This is a genomic window from Vibrio sp. Y2-5, assembly GCF_014596725.1.
In the GTDB taxonomy this organism is placed as follows: Bacteria; Pseudomonadota; Gammaproteobacteria; order Enterobacterales; family Vibrionaceae; genus Vibrio.
The window spans coordinates 52,849-75,507 of the sequence record NZ_JACVEG010000011.1 but is presented as its reverse complement, the minus strand read 5'-3'; the positions used below and the strand labels follow the sequence as shown (position 1 = coordinate 75,507).

Here is a 22,659-nt window from a genome sequence, read left to right as displayed (position 1 = left end):
GATGCCTATTCTCGGTGATATGGATGGTTGGCAGTGATACTCCACGCCCGATATAAGCTTTCGGCCATGACGACGCGAACGAGCGGGTGTGGTAAAGTTAAAGGTGATAAAGACCAGCTTTGTTCTGCTGCCGCTTTACACGCTGGTGATAGCCCTTCAGGGCCGCCAATCAAAATGGATACATCACGAGCATCAAGCTTCCAACTTTCAAGTTGACCTGCAAGTTGTTCTGTATCCCAGCGCTTACCGGGAATATCGAGAGTAACAATTCTGTTGCCTTTTGGCACGGCAGCTAACATAGCTTCGCCTTCTTTTTGCAGTATTCTTGCAATATCAGCGTTTTTGCCGCGTTTGCCAGCTGGGATTTCAACTAACTCAAGTGGCATGTCATGAGGGAAGCGGCGGCGATATTCGTGAAAGCCTTCTTCAACCCATTTAGGCATTTTTGTACCTACGGCAATAAGCTGAATTTTCACCATTAGCTCCAAAGTTTTTCTAGCTGATACATCTCACGCTGTTCTTCTTGCATGACGTGCACCATGGTTGTTCCCATATCAACTACAACCCATTCACCTTCGTTTTCACCGTCCATACCTAGTGGATCGAAACCGATTTTTTTTGCTTCACTAGCGACATGGTCAGCAATCGATGAAACGTGACGTTTTGAAGTGCCAGTGCAAATGATCATGTAATCCGTCACACTTGATTTACCTTGTACGTCTAGGGTGATGATGTCAACGGCCTTCATGTCGTCAACTTTATCTGCAAGAAAGGTATTTAATTCTTCGCGTTGCAAGGGGTATTCCTCTGAAATGGTCTATTGGTACTATTTTTACTATTTAGGCGCGCAGTATAACACTGTTTACACTGGCAAAGGGATGTTTGCCTGAGGAACGGCGAACTCTACGCTTAATTGATGAAGAAGTGGCCAGCACGGCTGCTCGTATTGAGTTTTAGCCAAGACTTCAGTTTGAGCAAGTAGCCTAATTAGGTGCTGTAACTTACTGAGAGACATCCTTTGCAGAGCGGCTGAATACAATGGACGTTTATTCTGCCAAACCCGGTGTTTGTCAAAAACAGAGCCCATCCCCATAGTGTTGAGCTGCTGTTTCATTTGCAGTAACAGAAACAGTTCCCTTTGTAAGGTACGCATCAAAATGATTGGCTCAACGGCTTCCGCTTCAAGTTGACGCAGAATTCTTTGTGTACGGTTAGCCTTACCTTCAAGCAGTGCGTCCATCCAATGAAATGGCGTGAAATGGTTATGTCGTTCGAGTGACTCTTGAAGGCGAATAAGGGTTAACTGACCATCAGGATAATTGAGAGCCAGTTTCTCTAAGCTTTGCATCAACGCAAATAGGTTGCCTTCATGCCATTGCGCCAGCATCTGAACCGCTTCGGCATCTGGAGTTAAACCTAATGCACAACAACGCCCCATCACAAACTGCGGTAATCGGGATAGCTCTGGAGTTAGGCAGTTAACCAGACAGCCGTTTGTCATCAGCGCTTTAAACCAAGCTGTGTTCTCTTGAGCCTTGGTCAGCTTATTGCCCATGACAATCAAAACAATATCTGGATTGAGGTAATCTGCCACAGTCGCGAGAGATTTAGACAGCGCGGCATTAAGCCCTGACTCTGCAATCTCTAACACGATTATTTGCCGGCTGCTGAACAGGCTTAACGATTGGCAGCAATCATATATTTGCGTCCAGTCTAGATTGTTATCGACTGTAAAATGATGTTTTTCCTCAAAACCTTCACTGCGAGCTTTGTTTTCTATCGCTTTGACTGATTCTTGAGTCAGTAGTGGCTCGCCACCAAAGATAAGATAAACGGGCAATAACGATCTTTGTAACGAATCGGTAAGTTTATCGGCGTAAACTCTCATTACTCAAACTACTCAGCTGTCGGTTGAGCTGAAGGCTCTTGGTGCGTTTCGATTGTGTCAATGATATACGATTCTTTTGCTTTATCTGTATTCGTTGACTCTTCTTCATCGGCGGCTTCATCCATCGTACCAGCCTGAATCGACGCTTTTAGTCGACCCATTTGGCGAACGATTTGCGTCGCAGCCAGTTTACGCATTTCGTCTTCAATCATGTCGCGCTCAACAGACTTTGCTAAAGCGGTGAGAGGGTTATCTAAGTAACTACGAGTGACACTGGTTGAAAATGTTTTTGTGCCCAATTCTGGAATAGTCACTCTGTAACTTGCAACGAAGGTCAGCTCAATTTCGGCTGCTCGGGTTGTTTGGTAGAGCGATAGTGTGCGTTCACCTAAACTTTCGTTAATTAAGTGGACATTAGGAACATCATCCGCTGGTTGTACGATTTGAATTTCGTTCATACGTAATTGACGAGTCACTATGCGAGTGAAACTACTGTACTGGTCGTAACTGGTAATAGAAAGCTTGCTGAGTTCATCCGGAACATCGTAGTCTCCGCGCAAGTGAAAGCCGCACGCACTCAGTAAGGTCGCAGAGAGGAAAACCAGTGACAATTTCAATAAAGATGAACATGTAAAACGCATGGGATTATTATTCTCGTTAGATTACTTATGTTAGAACACAAAGGCTTATGTTCTAACATAAGTAAACAGGGCACAAAGCCCTGTTTACAGACAACACAAGTAGGAATTAGTTCGCTACGATATTCAGTAGTTTACCAGGAACGTAGATAACTTTACGTACGGTTAGACCTTCAGTAAATTTCACTACGTTTTCGTCATTTAGACCAAGCTCTTCCACCTGTTCTTTAGTCGCATCAGCAGCCACGGTTAGTTTACCGCGTAGTTTGCCGTTTACCTGAACAACGATCAGTTTTTCGTCTTCGACTAACGCTGCTTCATCAAATGTTGGCCATGATGCACTGTCAATCTCTGACTGACCAAGCGCTGTCCACATTTCGAAACAGATGTGTGGTGCGATTGGGTAAAGCATCAGCGTAATCGCTTTTACTGCTTCGTCCAAAATGGCACGATCTTGCTCTGATTCTTGTGGCGCTTTAGTCAGCTTGTTCATCAGTTCCATGATGGCTGCAATTGCTGTGTTGAACGTTTGACGACGAGCGATATCGTCCGTTACTTTGGCAATTGTTTTGTGAACATCACGACGAAGTGCTTTTTGCCCAGCGCTTAGTGCGCTTGCATCAACAGCGACAGCAGCACCTTTTGATGAGTGCTCACGAGCCAGTTTCCAAACACGTTTTAGGAAGCGGTTAGCACCTTCAACACCAGATTCTTGCCACTCAAGCGTCATGTCTGCTGGAGATGCAAACATCATGAATAGACGTACAGTGTCTGCGCCGTATTTATCAACCATTTCTTGAGGGTCGATACCGTTGTTTTTCGACTTAGACATTTTGATCATGCCTGAGTGTTCAACGCTGCGACCTTGGTTATCTACAGCAGAGGTAATGTTACCTTTACCGTCACGTTCAACTTTCACTTCCGTAGGTGAGATCCACTCTTTTGTGCCTTTTTCGTTGGTCAGGAAGAAAGCATCAGCCAGTACCATGCCTTGGCAAAGTAGCTGTTTGAATGGTTCGTCAGATGTTACATAACCCGCATCACGCAACAACTTGTGGAAGAAACGAGAGTACAACAGGTGCATACACGCGTGTTCAATACCACCAATGTATTGGTCTACTGGTAGCCAGTAGTTCGCTTTTTCTGGATCAAGAATGTCATCTGCTTGTGGTGAACAGTAACGAGCGTAGTACCAAGAAGACTCCATGAATGTATCGAATGTATCGGTTTCACGCAGTGCAGGTTCGCCGTTGAAAGTGGTTTTTGCCCACTCTTTGTCTGCTTTAATTGGGCTGGTTACGCCGTCCATAGTCACATCTTCAGGCAGAATCACAGGTAGTTGATCTGCTGGTACTGGATGAACTTGACCGTCTTCAGTCGTCACCATCGGGATTGGAGCACCCCAGTAACGCTGACGAGATACACCCCAGTCACGTAGACGGAAGTTTACTGTTTTAACGCCTTTACCTTCTGCTTCAAGCTTCGCAGCAATAGCGTTAAATGCTTCTTGGAATTCAAGACCGTCAAACTCTCCTGAATCGAACAATACCCCTTTTTCTGTGTATGCCGCTTCAGAGATGTCTAGATCGCTACCATCAGTAGGTTTGATGACAGGAACAATGTCTAGACCGTATTTAGTTGCAAATTCGTAGTCACGTTGGTCGTGTGCTGGTACTGCCATTACAGCACCTGTGCCATAATCCATCAGTACGAAGTTAGCTACGTAAATTGGTACTTCACGACCGTTCAATGGATGAATCGCAGTAAGGCCAGTTGCCATACCTTTCTTCTCCATTGTCGCAAGTTCTGCTTCTGCAACTTTGGTGTTTTTACACTCATCGATGAAAGTCGCTAGCGCTGGGTTACTCTCGGCGGCTTTCGTTGCCAGAGGGTGACCGGCAGCGATACCTACATAGGTTACGCCCATCAGTGTGTCTGGACGAGTGGTGTACACTTCGAGATCTTGAGCTTCACCTTTTACTTCAAACTTAAGCTCAACACCTTCAGAGCGACCGATCCAGTTACGTTGCATGGTTTTTACCATTTCTGGCCAGCCATCAAGCTTGTCTAGATCGTCTAATAGTTCTTGTGCGTATGCAGTGATTTTAATGAACCACTGTGGAATCTCTTTTTGTTCTACTGGAGTATCACAACGCCAGCAGCAACCGTCTTCAACCTGTTCGTTAGCCAATACAGTTTGGTCGTTTGGACACCAGTTCACAGAAGAGGTTTTTTTGTAAACCAAGCCTTTTTCATAAAGCTTAGTGAAAAACTCTTGTTCCCAACGGTAGTACTCAGGGCGACAGGTTGCGAATTCGCGATTCCAGTCGTAGCCAAAACCTAGCAGTTTAAGCTGGTTTTTCATGTACTCGATGTTTTCGTATGTCCAAGGCGCTGGTGCCGTCTTGTTTTTTACGGCAGCATTTTCTGCTGGTAGACCGAACGCATCCCAACCGATAGGTTGCATAACGTTCTTGCCTTGTAAGCGTTGGAAGCGAGAAACAACATCACCGATAGTGTAGTTACGAACATGACCCATGTGCAGTCGACCACTAGGGTATGGAAACATAGACAAACAGTAGAATTTTTGTTTATTTGGGTCTTCACTTACAACGAAAGTCTTGTTGTTATCCCAGTGCTGTTGAACTTTTTGTTCAATATCTTGCGGGTTGTATTGCTCTTGCATCGATGATATCCGGTTCTCTTGGAATTTGTGAGTTCAGTTTGAACAGACTCTTATAGATCGACATAGAATACATAAAGGAGCACAGCACAACAATAGCCAATCCGATTTGAAAGAGAGGTCTTATGCCAAAACAAAAATCTGGTTATGAAGCATTACTGAAAGATGTCGTTGAAACTCTCAAGCATAGCCGAGAGGAAGTCAGCCATATTGTCGAAACCTCTGGCAAGGTTGTCAGTGCGGCTAATGATTTAACGAAGGATGAATTATCTCTTATTTCTGAATATGTTAAGTCAGATTTAAAAGAGTTCGCTGAAAGTTATGAAGAGAGCAAAAGTGGCCCATTTTACCTGATGATAGCTGACTCCATCTGGCAAGGGCTGCTTGATATCACTGACAGAACCAAAGTGGAATGGGTGGAGCTGTTTCAAGATCTAGAGCACCAAGGTTTGTATCATGCAGGAGAGATGATAGGGCTTGGTGTACTGGTGTGTGAAAGTTGTGGTCACAAGGTGCAATATAATCACCCTTCAGAAATCGTTCCGTGTATACGTTGTGGCAATAAAGTGTTTGGGCGCTTGCCACTGAAACCTTAGCGAATCTTTATCTTAAGGTGATAGAACAAAAGAGCCCGTTGGGCTCTTTTGCTATTTTCATGAATGGCGGTTCTTTCGTTGAAGAATCAACCCTAAGGTTAATCCGAATAACGTCCACAAGTAGAGAGGCCAGCTACCAAAGCTATGGTAAGGCGTTTGTCCGCGAGTCGGGATAACTTTTGCTTTCAGTACGCCTGTTTCAAACTGAGGGATCTGCTTGATGATATTGCCTCTATAATCGGTCACTGCTGTTACACCATTATTGGTTGAACGTATCAGAGGTTTCCCCAATTCTAGTGCTCTCATTCGAGCAATTTCCATATGTTGCAATGGACCAATTGATTTACCAAACCAAGCATCGTTCGAAAGAGTCAGAATGAAGTCAGTATCTTCATTGACGTTCTCTCTCACTTGTTCGTTGAAAATAATCTCATAGCATAATGCTGATGCGAACTTGTGACCGTTGACGTCGATGTTTGGCTGAATGTAACTCCCTCGACTAAAGGAAGACATTGGTAAGTTAAAGAAAGGTGCAATCGGTCTTAGAATCTCTTCGAATGGGACAAATTCCCCAAAAGGAAGCAGGTGGTATTTGTTGTATCGTCTCGCAGTTTCATATTGATATGCAGAGTCACGGGTTCCGCCGAGAGCTAACACGCTGTTATAGAAAGCTTTGTTTTCATCTTGATTAAGAATGCCAAGGATAATGCCACTGTTATTGGCACGAGCAAGCTCATCAAGACTTTTCAAATAGGAAGGCAGCTCGTATTCAAAAGCAGGGACGGCCGCTTCCGGCCAGATGATAATATCGGCGTCCCAGTTCTCACGGCTAAGATCCGTGTATTTCATGATGGTCGGCCAACGATGTGAAGGTACCCACTTCAGCGCTTGTTCAATATTGCCTTGGATTAAGGCAACTTTCGTTGAACGATCGGCTTGCGGTGTTACCCAATGAGCAGAGCGTAAACCATATCCGGTGGCAAAGATAACGGCTGGAATTACTAACAATGACCAAGACTTATTGATAAACGAATACGCCAAGCTGCCTGCGCAGACTAAAACAAGCAGAGTCAGAAGCTCTACGCCACCGAGTGGAGCAAAGTTGGCTAGTGGGCTGTTGATTTGACTATAGCCTAACCAAAGCCAAGGGAAGCCCGTCATAACCCAACCACGTAACCAGTCAAAGATGAGCCAAAGGATTGGAGCTGCAAGCAGTACTCGAGTTCGGCTATTGGTTTGGAAGTAGCGATTCAGTACCCATCCGAACAGAGCCGAATAGATAGCCAGATAAGCGACCAATAGCACCATCAAGAAGATGCTGGCGATTTTAGGCATGCCGCCAAAGGTATCAATACTGACGTGAACCCAGCTAATCCCAGTGGCGAATTGTCCTATTCCCCAGAAGTAACCTATCCAAGCGCCTTGTTTCGCTGACTGTTTATGTAAAAGAAATAACAGCAAAGCCGGGCTGACAAAGGCGAGCGGCCAAATTTGATATGGAGCGAACGATAGGGTAGTGAGAGCGCCAACAAAAGCGGCCGCAAGCGGCCGCATCAGGCGATGAGTAAAGTGATTATTCATCTGCTATTTAATAGACTCTTAGTTGGTAAGAGACATAAAGAATTATTCTTCAGTAATTTCAGGCATCGATTCCAAATCTGGAATGGTAACCTGTAGCTGAATAACCCTACGGCTATCAGCTGCGGTGACTTTAAAGCTGTAATTGCCAATTTCAACCACTTCGCCGCGAGTCGGTAAATGACCAAATGCCGTCATCACCATACCGCCGACTGTGTCTACTTCTTCGTCACTGAATTGTGTTTTAAAAGTATCGTTGAAATCATCAATTGTCGTCAGCGCTTTCACTGCGTAAGTGTGTTTACTCAGCTTACGAATTTCCAGCTGCTCTTCGTCATCTGTCTCGTCTTCAATTTCGCCGACAATCTCTTCAAGAATGTCTTCGATTGTGACAAGGCCAGAAACACCGCCGAATTCATCAACAACAATCGCCATGTGATAGCGTTCCTCACGGAACTCTTTCAGTAGACGGTCAACCCGTTTACTCTCAGGCACGACGACTGCTGGGCGTATCACCTCTTCGATATCGAAGGGAGTACTATTTGAACCTAAATACTTGAGTAAGTCCTTCGCTAATAGAATACCTTCAACATGGTCTTTATCTTCACTGATCACCGGGTAACGAGAGTGCTGTGCATCGGTGATGAGGGCAATCAACGTATCGAGATCATCGGTACGTGAAATGGTGACCATTTGAGAGCGAGGGATCATAATATCTCTAACTCGCATCTCTGAAATTTCCATAACACCTTCGAGCATGTCGCGAGTGTCGTGGTCAATTAGGTCATTTACTTCAGAGTCTCGAATGACATCAACCAATTCTTGGCGATCTTTCGGCTCTCCCTGAAACATTTGACCTAGGCGTTCAAAGAAGGACTTTCTACTCGGACCTTCAGACTTTTCTTTTTTGCCTTCGTTAGAAGGGGGCGAATTGTCTTCGTTCATTATTTCTCAAATTATTAACGCTACCAAAGTGTGGTAGCTCACAAATAAATATAAGGCCAAATTGACCTTATATTTAAACTTTTTCTGCTAAATAGGGATCTTCGAATCCCAATTTTTGCATCAATTCTGTTTCGAGTGACTCCATCTCTTCGGCTTCGTCATCCTCGATATGGTCATAACCTAACAGATGCAGGCTCCCATGTACAACCATATGCGCCCAATGTGCCAGCAGTGGTTTGTTCTGCTCGCTGGCTTCTTGTTCTACCACTTGACGACATATGACCAAATCACCCAGCAGATCCAGCTCCATACCCGGAGGGGCTTCGAAGGGGAAAGAGAGAACATTGGTCGGTTTATCTTTACCGCGATAATCCATATTAAGCTGGTGGCTCTCTTCGCTATCGACGATGCGAATAGTCACTTCAGCTTGCTCTTGAAATGGAGTGATAGCGGCTTCTAACCAAGTGCTAAAGTTCGCTTCACTCGGTAAGCCGCTTTCATCTTCAACGGCTAATTGTAAATCGAGTTCAATACTCATTGTTGGTCAGACTCTTTTATGGATGAACTAAGTTCTTCTTTCTGTATTTCTAGCAGTTTAGACTCTCGCTCTTCTCTACGACGTTTTTCGTACTCTTTACGCTCTTTCTGATCCTGGGCTTCCCATTTTTCGTACGCATTAACGATACGAGCCACAACTGGGTGACGAACAACGTCATCGGCGAGGAAGAAGTTAAAGCTGATTTCGTCAACTTCATTCAGAACTTCTACCGCGTGACGAAGACCGGATTTTGCACCGCGAGGTAAGTCTATTTGGGTAACGTCACCAGTGATCACCGCGCGAGAGTTGAAACCGATACGAGTCAGGAACATTTTCATCTGTTCAACTGTCGTGTTTTGACTTTCATCAAGAATGATAAACGCATCATTGAGAGTACGACCACGCATGTAAGCGAGAGGCGCAACTTCGATAACGTTGCGTTCGATGAGCTTTTCTACTCGTTCAAAGCCAAGCATTTCAAACAGTGCATCGTAAAGAGGGCGTAAATAAGGGTCAACTTTCTGGCTTAGATCGCCCGGTAAGAACCCTAGTTTTTCACCTGCTTCAACCGCTGGGCGAGTAAGTAGAATACGACGAATTTCTTGACGTTCTAATGCATCAACAGCGGCTGCGACTGCAAGGTAAGTTTTACCAGTACCAGCAGGGCCAATACCAAATGTGATGTCATGAGTGGCCATGTTCATCAGGTACTGAGCTTGATTTGGAGTGCGAGGTTTGATAACGCCTTTCTTGGTTTTCACAAACACTTCTTTGCCGTGAGCAAACTCTTCAGCGACGTCTGTGTTTTGCTCTAACACGCCCGATTCTTTAATTGCGAGGTGAATTTGTTCCGGTTCGATATCTGGAATTTCACCACGAACAGGCGCTGTATCCACGTATAGAGATTTGAGAATATCCAGTGCTGCTGCTGTCGTATGAGGTTTACCCACAATAGTAAAGAACTGGCTGCGGTGATTAATTTCAACGCCTAAACGACGTTCTAAATGCTTGATGTTGTCATCGAAAGGACCACATAAACTGGCAAGTCGGCGGTTATCAGAAGGTTCGAGATTGATCTCTAGGGTAACAATTTTATTGCTCAAATTAGCCTCTCAGTATGGTCATATCAAGGTGTCCGAATTCGACCGGACACCTTATGACTGTTAAAGCTTATGGAGTAAACGTCGCTACTCCTAGCTCATCTTCACGTTTTGTTTTTGCCATCATTTCTGATGGAGAAGTGACAACGCGAAGGTTCATTTCTTTTTCTGTACGGATAAGCTCACCACGAAGTGAGTTCGGGAATACATCAACGATTTTCACGTCAACGAATTGGCCGATTAAATCAGGTGAACCTTCAAAGTTTACAACACGGTTGTTTTCTGTACGACCACGAAGTTCCATTAGATTCTTCTTAGAAGTACCTTCAACCAGAATGCGCTGTTCTGTATCCATCATTAAACGAGAATAGCGCATTGCTTGCGAATTGATCTGCTGTTGTAGCTCATATAAGCGATCTTTTTTCTCTTGCTCACTCAGATCACATGGGTAATCGGCTGCTGGCGTACCCGGACGAGGAGAGAAAATGAAGCTAAAGCTCATATCAAAATCAACTTCGCGAATCAGTTTCATTGTGTCTTGGAAATCTTTATCTGTTTCACCTGGGAAAGCAACAATGAAGTCAGAACTGATCTGAATATCAGGGCGTGCTTTACGTAGCTTACGGATAATAGATTTATACTCGATTGCAGTGTGCGGACGCTTCATCATAGTTAGAATACGGTCACTACCGCTTTGCACTGGGAGATGAAGGAAGCTCACTAGCTCTGGCGTATCTTCGTACACAGCAATGATGTCGTCAGTAAACTCAAGCGGGTGGCTTGTAGTAAAGCGAATACGATCAATACCATCAATGGTAGCCACTAGACGTAGCAATTCAGCGAATGAACAGATGGTGCCGTCGTGCATTGGACCACGGTATGCGTTTACGTTCTGACCTAGCAGGTTTACTTCACGTACGCCTTGTTCTGCAAGCTGTGCAATTTCAAATAGCACGTCATCCATTGGACGACTGACTTCTTCACCGCGAGTATATGGAACAACGCAGTAAGTACAGTATTTTGAACAGCCTTCCATGATTGATACGAAAGCCGTTGGACCTTCTGCACGAGGTTCTGGAAGACGGTCGAATTTCTCGATTTCTGGGAAAGAAATATCCATCACAGGAGCTTTGTCAGTGCGAGATTGCTTAATCATCTCTGGCAAACGGTGTAGCGTTTGAGGTCCAAAAATAACATCAACAAAAGGTGCGCGATCGCGAATGTGGTCACCTTCTTGAGTTGCCACACAGCCACCTACGCCGATCACAACGCCTTCTTTTTTGTCTTTCAGCGTTTTCCAGCGACCAAGTTGGTGGAAAACCTTCTCTTGCGCTTTTTCACGAATCGAACAGGTATTAAGTAAAAGTACGTCTGCTTCTTCTGGATCTTCAGTCAGCTCATAGCCGTTGGCAGCGTTAAGCAGGTCGGCCATTTTAGATGAATCGTATTCGTTCATCTGGCAACCCCAGGTTTTAATTAGCAGTTTCTTACTCATTTTCACTATCGCTCGTGTTAATTCTTAAATAAATCTTGAACGCTTTAGAGAGTGTTGAACCCTTTGTGTATACAAAGGTAAACAGGTCTCAGCTCAAATTATAGCCGCCATCTCGGCGGTAAGCCGCGTATTGTACTGCTTTAAAAAGTCACTGACTAGTGATTGGGTGAAATCTCTTAAATCCATTGCTACATCAGGCTTTTTACCCTGTAAACTCTAAGGTTTTGTGACAAAAACGTTCGCAAAAAAAGCGCTGTTCCGTACAATAAGCCATGTTAACGAATAGAGATAATAGTTGGAAAGATGAACGATTTTGACATTGTTGTGATAGGTGGTGGCATGGTGGGTGCCGCAGCTGCGATTGGCTTTGCGAAACAAGGTAGAAAAGTCGCGGTTGTAGAAGGCGCGAAGCCGATGGTGTTTGAACCTTCCCAAGCGATGGATGTTCGTATTTCAGCTATCTCGCAGACTTCCGTTGATTTACTAGATTCACTGGGTGCTTGGCAAAGTATCGAGAAGATGCGTGTTTGCCCATACCGTCGCCTAGAGACTTGGGAGCATCCTGAGTGCCGCACACGTTTCTCTGCCCAATCGCTGGGTTTGGAACAGCTGGGTTACATGGTTGAGAACCGAGTTATTCAGCTCGGTTTGTGGCGTAGCATGGAAGCGTATTCGAACATAACCCTTTTTTGTCCGGATAAGTTATCTCATATTCAGTTTGGCGAAAGACAATCCATAGAGCTGGATTCGGGAGCTCAGTTGGTTTGTGACTGGGTGATTGGTGCGGATGGTGCCAACTCACAAGTACGAGCTAGCGCTCATATTGGCGTAACGGCTTGGGATTATCGTCAACATTGTATGTTGATTAATGTTGAAACTGAAAAGCCACAACAAGATATTACTTGGCAGCAGTTTTTCCCATCTGGTCCTCGCTCATTTTTACCATTGAATGGCAATCAGGCTTCTTTGGTTTGGTATGACTCGCCAAGTCGCATAAGACAACTAAGCATGATGAGTAATGAACAACTAAGACTGGAAGTACTCAGCCACTTCCCACAAGAGTTAGGGGATATTAACGTTCTGCAGAAAGGTTCTTTCCCGTTGACACGTCGTCATGCTCAGACTTATGTAAAGAATCATTGTGTCTTAGTGGGCGATTCAGCACATACCATCAATCCGTTAGCGGGGCAGGGTGTTAACTTGGGCTTTAAGGATGTCGCTACATTACTGGATTGCACCAATGCTTTAGAAGAGTTAACGACAGGTGTATTTCGCAGTTACGAACGCAAAAGAAGACCTGACAATTTATTGATGCAGACTGGAATGGATTTCTTTTATAAGACGTTTAGCAACGACATTGCGCCGCTCAAGTTTGCTCGCAATGCTGCTTTAAAACTGGCGGAACAGGCTGGTCCAGCGAAAGAACAGGTATTACGTTACGCGTTGGGATTGTAGATGGGTACAACTTCATTGTCGTAGGTATTTAAATACCAAACGCTGAATACAAAAAAACGCTGCACTAGGCAGCGTTTTTAGATTCAACGAACTAATTATATCTCTTGCGAGTTATTTAGTTACGCGAAGAACGGCAGTTTCACCAACAGAAACAGTACCAGAAAGCTTGTTCAGCTCTTTGATTTCGTCCATGTTAGAAATAACAACTGGCGTTAGAGTAGATTTTGCTTTCTCTTCTAGTAGAGCTAGATCGAATTCAATGATAGTGTCGCCCACTTTCACTGATTGACCTTCTTCAGCGATACGTTTGAAGCCTTCGCCTTTAAGTTCTACTGTATCGATACCGAAGTGAACAAATAGTTCAACACCATCATCAGACTCGATAGAGAATGCGTGGTTAGTTTCGAAAATCTTACCGATAGTACCATTTACTGGTGCAACCATTTTGTTACCAGATGGCTTGATAGCGATACCGTCACCAACGATTTTTTCAGCAAACACGACATCTGGCACATCTTCGATGTTTACGATTTCACCAGAAAGTGGTGCGATAATTTCAATTGCACCAGCGTCAGCGCTGTCATCAGAGACTAGCTTTTTCAGTTTGTCAAACAGACCCATTGTGTCATGCTCCTAACGTTTTAAAATATTCTGTCGAAGTATAGTATACCAATCAAAAACAATAGACGACTACTTTTAGTCGTCTAAATCATTGGTATTCACAGATTATTGTGTTTTTTCAGCAATGAATTTTTCAACACATGCTTCGATTTCAGCAGCAGTTGGTAGAGAAAGTGCTTCCTCAGCCATTGCTTTTACTTCTGCGAAGTTAGAGTTGCGAACAACTTTCTTTACTTTAGGGATAGAAATACCGCTCATTGAGAACTCATCTAAGCCCATACCTAGTAGAAGAAGTGTTGCGCGCTCGTCACCAGCTAACTCACCACACATGCCCGTCCATTTACCTTCTGCATGTGATGCATCGATAACTTGTTTGATAACGGTAAGTACTGCTGGAGATAGTGGGTTGTATAGATGAGAAATCATCTCGTTACCACGGTCTACTGCTAGAGTGTACTGAGTCAAATCGTTAGTACCGATTGAGAAGAAAGATACTTCTTTCGCTAAGTGGTGTGCAATCGCAGCAGCTGCTGGAGTTTCAACCATTACACCGATTTCGATGCTTTCATCAAATGCATGACCTTCTTCGCGAAGCTCTGCTTTGTATTCTTCAATCGCTTCTTTCAGAGCACGGATTTCTTCAACAGAGATAATCATCGGGAACATGATACGAAGTTTACCGTGTGCTGATGCACGTAGGATACCACGTAGCTGGTCGCGTAGAATTTCACGACGATCCAAACTGATACGTACTGCACGCCAGCCTAGGAACGGGTTCATCTCTTTTGGTAGATCCATATATGGTAGGTCTTTGTCCCCGCCAATATCCATAGTACGGATAATTACCGCTTGACCTTCCATTGCTTCAGCAACTTCTTTGTAAGCTTGGTACTGTTCTTCTTCAGTAGGAAGTGATGTACGATCCATAAATAGGAATTCTGTACGATACAGACCAACACCTTCACCACCGTTACGTAGGATACCGTCACAGTCTTTCACTGTACCGATGTTGCCACATACTTCTACACGGTGACCGTCTAGAGTTTCAGCATGAAGATCTTTAAGTTTCGCTAGCTCTTCTTTTTCAGCTAAGAAAGCTTGTTGTACTTTTTCTGCTTCAGCTAATTCAGCCGCAGTTGGATTAACAAAAATCTTGTTGTTAATCGCGTCAAGAACTAGCATATCGCCGTTCTTAACTTGATTAGTAATATCGTTGGTACCTACAATCGCTGGAAGTTCTAGAGAACGAGCCATGATTGAAGTATGAGAAGTACGACCGCCGATATCACATGCGAAACCAAGCACGTAATCAAGGTTGATCTGTGCAGTTTCAGATGGAGTTAGGTCATTTGCAACTAGGATTACACGCTCATTGATGTTAGCGAGTGAAACGACATTGATGCCTAGTGCATTTTTAACAAAACGAGAACCGATATCACGGATATCTGTTGCACGCTCTTTTAGGTATTCGTCGTCTAGAGATTCAAGAGCAGAAGCTTGCTCTTCGATAACGGTGTAAATAGCGTTATCTGCTGACAGCTTATCGTTTTTGATGAGTGCTAAAATTTCTTCTTCTAGCTCTTCATCTTCAAGCAACATGATGTGGCCTTCAAAGATGGCTTCTTTTTCTTCACCAAACGTTTCAAGCGCTTTTTGCTTGATTACTTCTAACTGTGCAGAAGCTTTGTTACGAGCGTCGTAAAAACGAGCAACTTCAGCTTCTACTTGGTCGTCAGAAATGGTGTTTGTATTTAGGACAATTTCATCTTCTTGAAGTAGTAGTGCTTTACCGATAGCAATACCTGGAGATGCTAGGATACCTGAAATCATAGCTTTACCTTAAATTGGTCAACTGTAAACGGGAGATAAATGGACGCAGGCGCTAAAGATATTTTTAGCTTATTCTTTGAATAATATCCAACAAAGCCACTTTGGTTGTCCAAAATGGCTTTGAATTGGAATCGACCTGATTAGTGAAGTTGGTCCATTAGTGCTACTAGGTGGTCAACAGCTTTTTGAGCTTGAGGACCTTCTGCAGAGATAGTTACTACAGTACCTTTAACTAGACCTAGTGTTTGAAGCTTGAATAGGCTCTTAGCACTAGCACTTTTGCCGTTAGAAGTAACAGTGATATCCGCATCGAAAGCTTTAGCTTCTTTAACGAATTGTGCTGCAGGACGAGTGTGAAGACCGTTTTCTGCAGTAATTTCTACTTTCTTCTCGTACATGTGATATACCCCAATAATTTATTTTTTGTAAGTTTATTAACCAGATCTAGCTTAACCTTAGAACAGCGTTTCTGCTAGCAGAGTAACGAGCTTTTCGTGTTAGAACTGATACTGATCTAAAATTCGTCAATCGTATTACCTGTGAGTTGGCGATTACCATTGAACTGGAATTTTTATTGCTTCTTTATTTTGAAGCTAAAAATAAAACAGGGAGATATTACCAAAGGTAGAAATAGGATCAACAAAAAAGCCCCGTGAAGGGGCTTTTTTAAAAGAAAATTTGATTTAACCACATATTATTGTTGGTTTTCTTTTTCCGTGAAAATGCCTGCAAATAGGGCTGTACTTAGGTAGCGTTCACCGGAACTTGGTAGCACAGTTACAATTGTTTTTCCTTCAAATTCAGGAAGTTCAGCCAAACGGTTAGCTGCAACAACTGCAGCGCCTGAAGAGATACCAGCAAGGATACCTTCCTCTTCCATTAGGCGACGAGCCATATCAATTGCTTCGTCAGAAGTGACTGTTTCAACGCGGTCAATCAGGTCTAAATCTAGGTTACCAGGAATAAAACCTGCGCCGATACCTTGAATTTTGTGTGGCGCTGGCTGAATTTCGTCACCTGCAAGTGCTTGAGTGATGACTGGAGATTCCGCTGGTTCAACAGCAACAGAGATAATTGCTTTACCTTTTTCGCCTTTAATATAACGGCTTGTACCAGTAAGCGTACCACCCGTACCTACACCAGCAACGAATACATCAACTTGGCCATCCGTTGCTTCCCAAATTTCAGGACCTGTGGTCTTTTCGTGAATTTGAGGGTTTGCAGGGTTGTTGAACTGTTGTAGAAGTAGATATTTATCTGGATTGCTTGCAACAATTTCTTCAGCTTTAGCAATCGCGCCTTTCATGCCTTTTGCTGCTTCAGTCAGCTCAAGGTTAGCACCTAGCGCTTTAAGCAGTTTACGGCGTTCCAGGCTCATTGACTCAGGCATAGTCAGTGTCAGTTTGTAACCGCGAGCAGCAGCAACAAACGCAAGAGCAATACCAGTGTTACCACTTGTAGGTTCTACTAATTCAACGCCAGGCTTAAGTGTACCTTGCTTTTCTGCTTCCCAAATCATGTTTGCACCGATACGGCATTTAACGCTAAAGCTTGGGTTGCGAGATTCAATTTTCGCTAATACTTTTCCTTTGCTGACTTTATTTAGTCGTACTAAAGGTGTGTTACCAATAGTAAGAGAGTTGTCTTCGTAGATTTTGCTCATTGTTATATTCCTTCATTACGCATGTTTGGGTATCGGTATAACGATACGTTAGCGGATACAAAAAGAGCATATGTGCTCACTTAAAAAGGTAAAAGGATTAAATCGTTATATCTTATAGATAGAAGAGAACTTTCAGCCGTTTACCTAACTTAAGCGATGACATTGCCTTATTAACTTTTGTAGTCGTGTTTAAATTCATTTACCCACATCGCGGTAGCGCCGCAGACTGCGACAGGCATTACGATGAGATTAATAATAGGTATTGTGGTCAGAAAGGCGACCAGAATACCAAAGCCATAAGCTTTGCCTTGATTTTGTTTCAAACTGTTTCTCATGTCCTGAAAGGACACTTTGTGGTTATCAAATGGATAGTCACAGTATTGAATGGCAAGCATCCACGCAGTGAAGATAAACCATGCAAAAGGACCGATGGTTTGCCCGACTGCCGGAATCAATAGCAGGATGAATAGCCCAAGAGCTTTGGGTAAAACATAAAGCAACTTTCGCCATTCGCGAGCCATTATTCGAGGAACGTCTTTGACGAAATCTAACACTCCGTCATCGTTCACTTTGTCTCCAATCAGTTTTTGCTCAACCTTTTCTGCCAGTAATCCGTTGAACGGAGCTGCAATAAAGTTAGCCAAGGTGCTGAAGAAATAGGAAAACGTCGCAAGAATCGTAAGTACTAGCAGTGGCCACAGAATGTAACTTAGCCAAGATAGGAAACTCGGAATGTGCCCCATCCAACTGTTAATCCATTCATCTAAGTGGATGAAAAGGTAATATAAGGCTCCGCCGACTAATAATATGTTGGCTAGCAGTGGTAGAATCACGAAACGTCGAATACCGGGTGATACCGCCAGTTCGAATCCGTAGAAAAAATAACCCAAGCCTGAGCGCTGTTTTAAATGCATAGCTTATTCCGTGTCTTATTAAAGTGTCATAAGGATGAGCATTCTATTGTAACCAAGCAAAATCAGAATGAAAGAATGCTAAAAATCTCATTGTTATCTCAACTTATAACATTAAGTTGTTCTAAATCGGGGTAGAGTTTTGGTAGAGTATCTGGATATAAGAAATTTTGCCTCTGGTTGACGTTCTTCGAAAGCGTGAAATTCAGGACATCAAAAATCGAGAAGCCGAGAGTTTAAGATGCAGGAATTGCGATTCGTACTCATTATTGTAGGCGCGCTAGCGATAGCCGCTTTGCTATTTCATGGTCTGTGGACCAGTAAGAAAGAAGGGAAATCCAAGTTCGGTGATAAGCCGCTTGGCAAAATAGACGTTGATCAAGAAGAGACCGTACCGTCGCGTGCATTTGCTCCGGAAGATGACTACGAGATTATTCGTAAGGATCGTAAAGAGCCTGATTTTGGTTTGTCCGATACTGCTACTGAAGCTGATCCTTTGATTTCTGATTACGAACCAACCGTTGAAGCTACAACTGTTATTAACACTGTTGATGAAGAGATGGAGCTGGAAGTGCCTTCAATGGTTGTTGAGAAAGACAACGATGAGGCCGTGGCCGAATCAATCACTGAAGCTCAGCCTGCGGCAACGGAGACTAAAGAGCCAAAGTCGGACGAAATGGAAGTTATCGTTCTGAATGTCCATTGTGCCGGTAATGAACCATTTGTTGGTACTAAGCTGTTCGATAGCATGCAGCAAAACGGTCTACTTTACGGTGAAATGGATATCTTCCATCGCCATGCGGATATGTCTGGGACAGGCAAAGTGCTGTTTAGCGTTGCGAACATGATGCAGCCTGGAACACTAAAACACGACGATCCCGCTGAGTTTACCACTAAGGGTATTTCATTCTTTATGACCTTACCTTGTTTTGGCGATCCTGCTCAGAATTTCAAGTTGATGTTGAAGACAGCACAGCAAATTGCAGACGATCTCAGTGGTAACGTACTGGACGATTCTCGTAACATGATGACGCCAGATCGATTAGATGCGTACAGAAAACAAATTCAAGATTTCAAGATCAAAGCTGCTCAGCAGTAAGTGAACAGTTATTAATAAAAGGCTCCGAGTCGGAGCCTTTTTTCATGATTCGAGAGAATAAGAAATGCAAAACGTAGAGCAAAGGCTAAAAGAACTAAGAGAAACGCTACATATTCACGCGATTCGCTATTACGTTGAAGATGATCCGACGATTCCTGATGCTGAATATGACCGTTTAATGCGTGAGTTACTCGATTTAGAGGAAGCTCATCCTGAGTTCATCACTGCTGATTCACCAAGTCAACGAGTCGGCGGAATGCCACTCAGCGGGTTTGAGCCTGTCACCCATGAAATCCCGATGCTGTCTTTGGATAACGCATTTGATGATGATGAGTTAAACGCATTTAATCGCCGTATGGGCGACCGAGTTCCTGCTGCTAAACTGGCCGAATTTTGTTGCGAGCCTAAGCTTGACGGCCTTGCCGTTAGCCTGCTTTACGAAAATGGCGTTTTAGTCAGAGCGGCTACCCGAGGTGATGGTGCTACAGGCGAAAATATTACCGAAAATGTGCGCACCATAAAGTCAATTCCTTTAAAACTGCAAGGCGATTCATGGCCGCAGCGCATTGAAGTGCGTGGTGAAGTGTTCATGCCAAAAGCGGGCTTTGAACGTATGAATGAGCTTGCCGTGAAAAAAGGTGAGAAAGTCTTTGTTAACCCAAGAAATGCAGCCGCAGGGAGCTTACGTCAGCTTGATTCGCGCATTACAGCAAAACGTCCTTTAGCTTTTTATGCATACAGCGTAGGTGTGATTGAAGGAGGAGATCTTTCATCGAGTCACTACGATCGCTTTATTCAGTTGAAAGGCTGGGGGCTACCAATGTGCCCGGAAACCAGAAGAGTAAAGTCTCTTGATGACGTAAAAGCTTATTATCAAGATATTCTTCAGCGTCGCGCTGAATTGCCATATGAAATAGATGGTGTGGTGATCAAGCTGGATGATATTGAGCTTCAGGAACAGCTTGGTTTCGTAGCCCGAGCACCACGTTGGGCAATTGCTTACAAATTCCCGGCTCAAGAAGAAATGACGACCTTGAACGATGTTGAGTTTCAGGTGGGGCGAACTGGGGCGATTACCCCAGTGGCTAAATTAGACCCGGTATTTGTTGGAGGGGTGACAGTCAGTAATGCAACCCTACACAATGCCGATGAAATTGAGCGTCTAGGCGTGAAAGTTGGTGATACCGTTATTATTCGCCGCGCAGGAGATGTTATTCCGCAAATTGTCTCGGTTGTCCAAGAGCTACGGCCTGAAACGGCGCGAGAGATTATTTTCCCTGTCACTTGTCCAGTATGCCAATCAGCGGTTGAACGTGTGGAAGGTGAAGCGGTTGCTCGTTGCACTGGAGGGTTAGTCTGTCAGGCTCAGCGTAAAGAAGCACTCAAGCACTTTGTATCCCGTAAAGCTTTGGATGTTGATGGGTTAGGTGACAAAGTTATCGAGCAACTTGTAGATAAAGAAATGGTGGTGACTCCTGCTGATTTATTTAAACTACGAGCAGGTGAGTTAACTGTTTTGGAACGTATGGGGCCAAAGTCGGCGCAAAATATCGTCAATGCGCTTGAGAAATCTAAGCAAACTACGCTACCACGCTTCCTCTATTCTCTGGGGATCAGGGAAGTTGGTGAAGCGACAGCGTTGAACTTGGCTCAATACTTCTCAAATCTAGAGGCGATTAGCCAAGCTTCTGTTGAGCAGTTAATCGCAGTACCTGATGTCGGTCATGTGGTCGCGAATCATATTCACAGTTTCTTTGCTCAAGAGAACAACACCAAAGTGATTCAGGAACTGATTGAGCTTGGCGTCGCGTGGAGTGATATAGAACCTCAAAGCGAAGATGCCCCTCAGCCATTGGCAGGAAAAGTGGTTGTTCTGACGGGGTCTTTGTCACAACTTTCTCGCAATGATGCCAAAGCGGCTCTTCAGGCTTTAGGTGCGAAAGTGACGGGAAGTGTTTCCAAGAATACAGATATACTTTTTGCAGGCGAAGCAGCTGGTTCGAAATTAGCAAAAGCCCAAGAACTTGGCATTGAGATTCGCAATGAACAAGACTTATTAGACTTAATGAAATAGCATCAGTTATCTATCGAAAAGCCTCAGTGATTTATTACTGAGGCTTTATTTTTATGCGTAAAATAACTTTAAACATATCCGTTACAACTGCAAACATATCTCCGAATCGTTCAAATGTAACACTCTGTATCTTTATGAGAATTTCTTAGAAAATATGCGATGTAATTCAACTAATATAAAATTGATTTTTACTAACTAATTGTTTTTTATATTAATTTACATTTGTTTCATATTGTGTGTTTGAGATTGAGATCTCGGTCACTTACTCGATTAAAGTTTGCTCAAGTTCATATTTTTTTAGTCGAAAATTAAGTTCTCATTGATGTTTTACTCCATAAAGTTAGTCTAGTTGCATGAATGTACTCGTGCATTCAGAGTTTTTAGAGCGAAATTAATCGCATTAAAGCTCGAAATATAAGTCTTCTCTTCGGCGGCCAACTTAAGAGAGACGAAACAAACAGCTATGTCTATTTTTTAGGAGTTTTTCCATGGAAAAAATATTTAAACGCACGCTTATCGGTGCGGCAGTCGCTATCGCTTCAACTTCTGCATTCGCAGCAGAAGAAACAGGTCAAATCGGCGTACTTTCAGATTTTAATGTTCAAGCATACGGTGTTGCAGCTATCTCTGCTTTCTATCAAGAAGATGGTACCGGCTATGACTACGAGAACGAATCTCGCATTGGTTTCCGTGCAAGCAAAGACATGTTTGATAACGTTAACGTATTCATGCAAATTGAATCAGGTTATGTAGGCGAAGATGGTAAAGGTTCTACACTTGGTGCTCGTGATACTTTCTTAGGTTTACAAGGTGACTGGGGTAAAGTTCGCTTCGGTCGTATGTTGACACCTCTATACGAAATCGTTGACTGGCCATACTCAAACCCAGGCTTAGGCCGTGTGTTTGACTGGGGCGGTGACGTTAAAGCTCACTATGATCGTAAAGGCGATATCGCACGCTATGATTCACCAGCATTTGGTGGTCTAACTTTTAATGCGTCTGTTGGTCGTGGTGACAAAAGTGTAGATGGTTCTAACCACGTAGGTTTTGGTGTTCACTATAACGTTGCGGATATTGTAACGTTACATGGTGGCTACGAGTCGAACGCAAAATACAGCGGTTCAGCCTTTGATTCAACAGCATATATTGTTGGTTTTGAATTACCTCTTCCAGCTGGTTTCGGCCTAGCAGGTGCTTACAAGTTTAGTGAAGGTGAGTCTAAAACAGTTGCTGGTCAGGAAGGAGAGCAGGGTCAATACTCTATCATCGGTCAATACTGGAACGGCCCATGGGGCGTGAAAGTTGGTTACGCAGCTAACCTTGATTCAGAAGTGGCTGGCACCAAACAAAACGATGACGATGAAGTATTGTCTGCTCAGCTAATGTATGTGAAGAACGGTTTCGTTCCTTACCTTCGTGTAGGTCAACATGACGCTTATAACTCAGACGATAAGAAAGCATTTGTTCGTATCGGTATGGAATACGGCTTCTAATTGTTGCTAATTGTCTTTCTTAATATAAACGCCGGCCTAGTGCCGGTGTTTT

The 22,659-nt window shown here is 43.7% G+C and carries 20 protein-coding genes; 5 read left to right on the top strand and 15 right to left on the bottom strand.

The annotated features are described in order from the left end of the window. Positions 1-5: 5 nt before the first annotated feature. From rlmH to leuS, 5 genes are all read right to left on the bottom strand, one after another. Positions 6-476, bottom strand: coding sequence for a 23S rRNA (pseudouridine(1915)-N(3))-methyltransferase RlmH (rlmH, locus tag HUO09_RS19590; RefSeq protein ID WP_188235078.1), 471 nt, complete (start codon positions 474-476; stop codon positions 6-8). Positions 477-478: 2 nt separating this feature from the next. Further along, positions 479-796: a ribosome silencing factor gene (gene rsfS, locus HUO09_RS19585; protein ID WP_042486474.1), complete on the bottom strand. Its 318-nt coding sequence runs from the start codon at positions 794-796 to the stop codon at positions 479-481. Positions 797-862: 66 nt separating this feature from the next. Beyond that, positions 863-1,888: a DNA polymerase III subunit delta gene (gene holA / locus HUO09_RS19580; protein WP_188235077.1), complete on the bottom strand. Its 1,026-nt coding sequence runs from the start codon at positions 1,886-1,888 to the stop codon at positions 863-865. Positions 1,889-1,896: 8 nt separating this feature from the next. Then, a complete protein-coding gene (gene lptE, locus HUO09_RS19575) occupies positions 1,897-2,529 on the bottom strand; it encodes an LPS assembly lipoprotein LptE (protein ID WP_167411239.1) in 633 nt (210 codons plus the stop codon). 106 nt (positions 2,530-2,635) lie between these two features. Further along, entirely contained in the window at positions 2,636-5,212 is a 2,577-nt protein-coding gene (leuS, locus tag HUO09_RS19570; RefSeq protein WP_188235076.1) for a leucine--tRNA ligase, read from the bottom strand. Positions 5,213-5,334: 122 nt separating this feature from the next. On the opposite strand from leuS, the gene HUO09_RS19565 reads away from it, so the two are divergent. Beyond that, on the top strand, positions 5,335-5,805 hold the full coding sequence (locus HUO09_RS19565; protein WP_167411237.1) for a zinc ribbon-containing protein: 471 nt from the start codon (positions 5,335-5,337) through the stop codon (positions 5,803-5,805). 57 nt (positions 5,806-5,862) lie between these two features. Here HUO09_RS19565 and lnt read toward each other — a convergent pair whose 3' ends face one another. From lnt to miaB, 5 genes are all read right to left on the bottom strand, one after another. After that, the gene (gene lnt / locus HUO09_RS19560) at positions 5,863-7,386 is read right to left on the bottom strand and encodes an apolipoprotein N-acyltransferase (protein WP_167411236.1); all 1,524 of its coding nucleotides are present in this window, start codon (positions 7,384-7,386) and stop codon (positions 5,863-5,865) included. A gap of 42 nt (positions 7,387-7,428) precedes the next feature. Next, complete coding sequence (gene corC, locus HUO09_RS19555) at positions 7,429-8,328, bottom strand: CNNM family magnesium/cobalt transport protein CorC (RefSeq protein ID WP_167411235.1); 900 nt, start codon at positions 8,326-8,328, stop codon at positions 7,429-7,431. A 73-nt stretch (positions 8,329-8,401) separates the two neighbouring features. Continuing rightward, entirely contained in the window at positions 8,402-8,866 is a 465-nt protein-coding gene (gene ybeY, locus HUO09_RS19550; RefSeq protein ID WP_167411234.1) for an rRNA maturation RNase YbeY, read from the bottom strand. Further along, positions 8,863-9,969: a PhoH family protein gene (locus tag HUO09_RS19545; protein WP_188235075.1), complete on the bottom strand. Its 1,107-nt coding sequence runs from the start codon at positions 9,967-9,969 to the stop codon at positions 8,863-8,865. Before HUO09_RS19545 ends, ybeY begins: the two co-directional genes overlap by 4 nt. Before the next feature lie 67 nt (positions 9,970-10,036). Next, on the bottom strand, positions 10,037-11,461 hold the full coding sequence (miaB, locus tag HUO09_RS19540) for a tRNA (N6-isopentenyl adenosine(37)-C2)-methylthiotransferase MiaB (protein WP_188235074.1): 1,425 nt from the start codon (positions 11,459-11,461) through the stop codon (positions 10,037-10,039). A gap of 303 nt (positions 11,462-11,764) precedes the next feature. On the opposite strand from miaB, the gene HUO09_RS19535 reads away from it, so the two are divergent. Beyond that, a complete protein-coding gene (locus HUO09_RS19535; RefSeq protein ID WP_188235073.1) occupies positions 11,765-12,916 on the top strand; it encodes a 2-octaprenyl-3-methyl-6-methoxy-1,4-benzoquinol hydroxylase in 1,152 nt (383 codons plus the stop codon). A gap of 111 nt (positions 12,917-13,027) precedes the next feature. Here the strand turns inward: HUO09_RS19535 and crr are convergent, their stop codons facing one another. From crr to cysZ, 5 genes are all read right to left on the bottom strand, one after another. Then, a complete protein-coding gene (crr, locus tag HUO09_RS19530; RefSeq protein WP_042486447.1) occupies positions 13,028-13,537 on the bottom strand; it encodes a PTS glucose transporter subunit IIA in 510 nt (169 codons plus the stop codon). Positions 13,538-13,642: 105 nt separating this feature from the next. Continuing rightward, positions 13,643-15,367, bottom strand: a complete 1,725-nt coding sequence (gene ptsI, locus HUO09_RS19525; protein ID WP_167411230.1) for a phosphoenolpyruvate-protein phosphotransferase PtsI — start codon at positions 15,365-15,367, stop codon at positions 13,643-13,645. A 140-nt stretch (positions 15,368-15,507) separates the two neighbouring features. Then, on the bottom strand, positions 15,508-15,765 hold the full coding sequence (locus HUO09_RS19520) for an HPr family phosphocarrier protein (protein WP_042486442.1): 258 nt from the start codon (positions 15,763-15,765) through the stop codon (positions 15,508-15,510). Between the two features lie 296 nt (positions 15,766-16,061). Continuing rightward, entirely contained in the window at positions 16,062-17,030 is a 969-nt protein-coding gene (cysK, locus tag HUO09_RS19515; RefSeq protein ID WP_188235072.1) for a cysteine synthase A, read from the bottom strand. Between the two features lie 170 nt (positions 17,031-17,200). Continuing rightward, positions 17,201-17,944: a sulfate transporter CysZ gene (cysZ, locus tag HUO09_RS19510; protein ID WP_167411229.1), complete on the bottom strand. Its 744-nt coding sequence runs from the start codon at positions 17,942-17,944 to the stop codon at positions 17,201-17,203. Between the two features lie 238 nt (positions 17,945-18,182). Between cysZ and zipA the strand changes: the two genes are divergently transcribed. From zipA to chiP, 3 genes are all read left to right on the top strand, one after another. Then, positions 18,183-19,040 carry a cell division protein ZipA gene (zipA, locus tag HUO09_RS19505; protein ID WP_188235071.1) on the top strand — a complete coding sequence of 286 codons (858 nt, stop codon included), beginning with the start codon at positions 18,183-18,185 and terminating at the stop codon, positions 19,038-19,040. Between the two features lie 64 nt (positions 19,041-19,104). Continuing rightward, complete coding sequence (gene ligA, locus HUO09_RS19500; RefSeq protein ID WP_188235070.1) at positions 19,105-21,114, top strand: NAD-dependent DNA ligase LigA; 2,010 nt, start codon at positions 19,105-19,107, stop codon at positions 21,112-21,114. A gap of 488 nt (positions 21,115-21,602) precedes the next feature. Next, positions 21,603-22,607 carry a chitoporin gene (gene chiP / locus HUO09_RS19495; RefSeq protein ID WP_188235069.1) on the top strand — a complete coding sequence of 335 codons (1,005 nt, stop codon included), beginning with the start codon at positions 21,603-21,605 and terminating at the stop codon, positions 22,605-22,607. The last annotated feature ends 52 nt before the right edge of the window (positions 22,608-22,659 follow it).

Excerpts from the sequence above, each read along its gene's own strand:
- holA (WP_188235077.1), bottom strand. The coding sequence starts at position 1,888 with ATGAGAGTTTACGCCGATAAACTTACCGATTCGTTACAAAGATCGTTA.
- lptE (WP_167411239.1), bottom strand. The coding sequence starts at position 2,529 with ATGCGTTTTACATGTTCATCTTTATTGAAATTGTCACTGGTTTTCCTC.
- leuS (WP_188235076.1), bottom strand. The coding sequence starts at position 5,212 with ATGCAAGAGCAATACAACCCGCAAGATATTGAACAAAAAGTTCAACAG.
- HUO09_RS19565 (WP_167411237.1), top strand. The coding sequence starts at position 5,335 with ATGCCAAAACAAAAATCTGGTTATGAAGCATTACTGAAAGATGTCGTT.
- lnt (WP_167411236.1), bottom strand. The coding sequence starts at position 7,386 with ATGAATAATCACTTTACTCATCGCCTGATGCGGCCGCTTGCGGCCGCT.
- corC (WP_167411235.1), bottom strand. The coding sequence starts at position 8,328 with ATGAACGAAGACAATTCGCCCCCTTCTAACGAAGGCAAAAAAGAAAAG.
- ybeY (WP_167411234.1), bottom strand. The coding sequence starts at position 8,866 with ATGAGTATTGAACTCGATTTACAATTAGCCGTTGAAGATGAAAGCGGC.
- miaB (WP_188235074.1), bottom strand. The coding sequence starts at position 11,461 with ATGAGTAAGAAACTGCTAATTAAAACCTGGGGTTGCCAGATGAACGAA.
- HUO09_RS19535 (WP_188235073.1), top strand. The coding sequence starts at position 11,765 with ATGAACGATTTTGACATTGTTGTGATAGGTGGTGGCATGGTGGGTGCC.
- crr (WP_042486447.1), bottom strand. The coding sequence starts at position 13,537 with ATGGGTCTGTTTGACAAACTGAAAAAGCTAGTCTCTGATGACAGCGCT.
- ptsI (WP_167411230.1), bottom strand. The coding sequence starts at position 15,367 with ATGATTTCAGGTATCCTAGCATCTCCAGGTATTGCTATCGGTAAAGCA.
- HUO09_RS19520 (WP_042486442.1), bottom strand. The coding sequence starts at position 15,765 with ATGTACGAGAAGAAAGTAGAAATTACTGCAGAAAACGGTCTTCACACT.
- cysK (WP_188235072.1), bottom strand. The coding sequence starts at position 17,030 with ATGAGCAAAATCTACGAAGACAACTCTCTTACTATTGGTAACACACCT.
- cysZ (WP_167411229.1), bottom strand. The coding sequence starts at position 17,944 with ATGCATTTAAAACAGCGCTCAGGCTTGGGTTATTTTTTCTACGGATTC.
- zipA (WP_188235071.1), top strand. The coding sequence starts at position 18,183 with ATGCAGGAATTGCGATTCGTACTCATTATTGTAGGCGCGCTAGCGATA.
- ligA (WP_188235070.1), top strand. The coding sequence starts at position 19,105 with ATGCAAAACGTAGAGCAAAGGCTAAAAGAACTAAGAGAAACGCTACAT.
- chiP (WP_188235069.1), top strand. The coding sequence starts at position 21,603 with ATGGAAAAAATATTTAAACGCACGCTTATCGGTGCGGCAGTCGCTATC.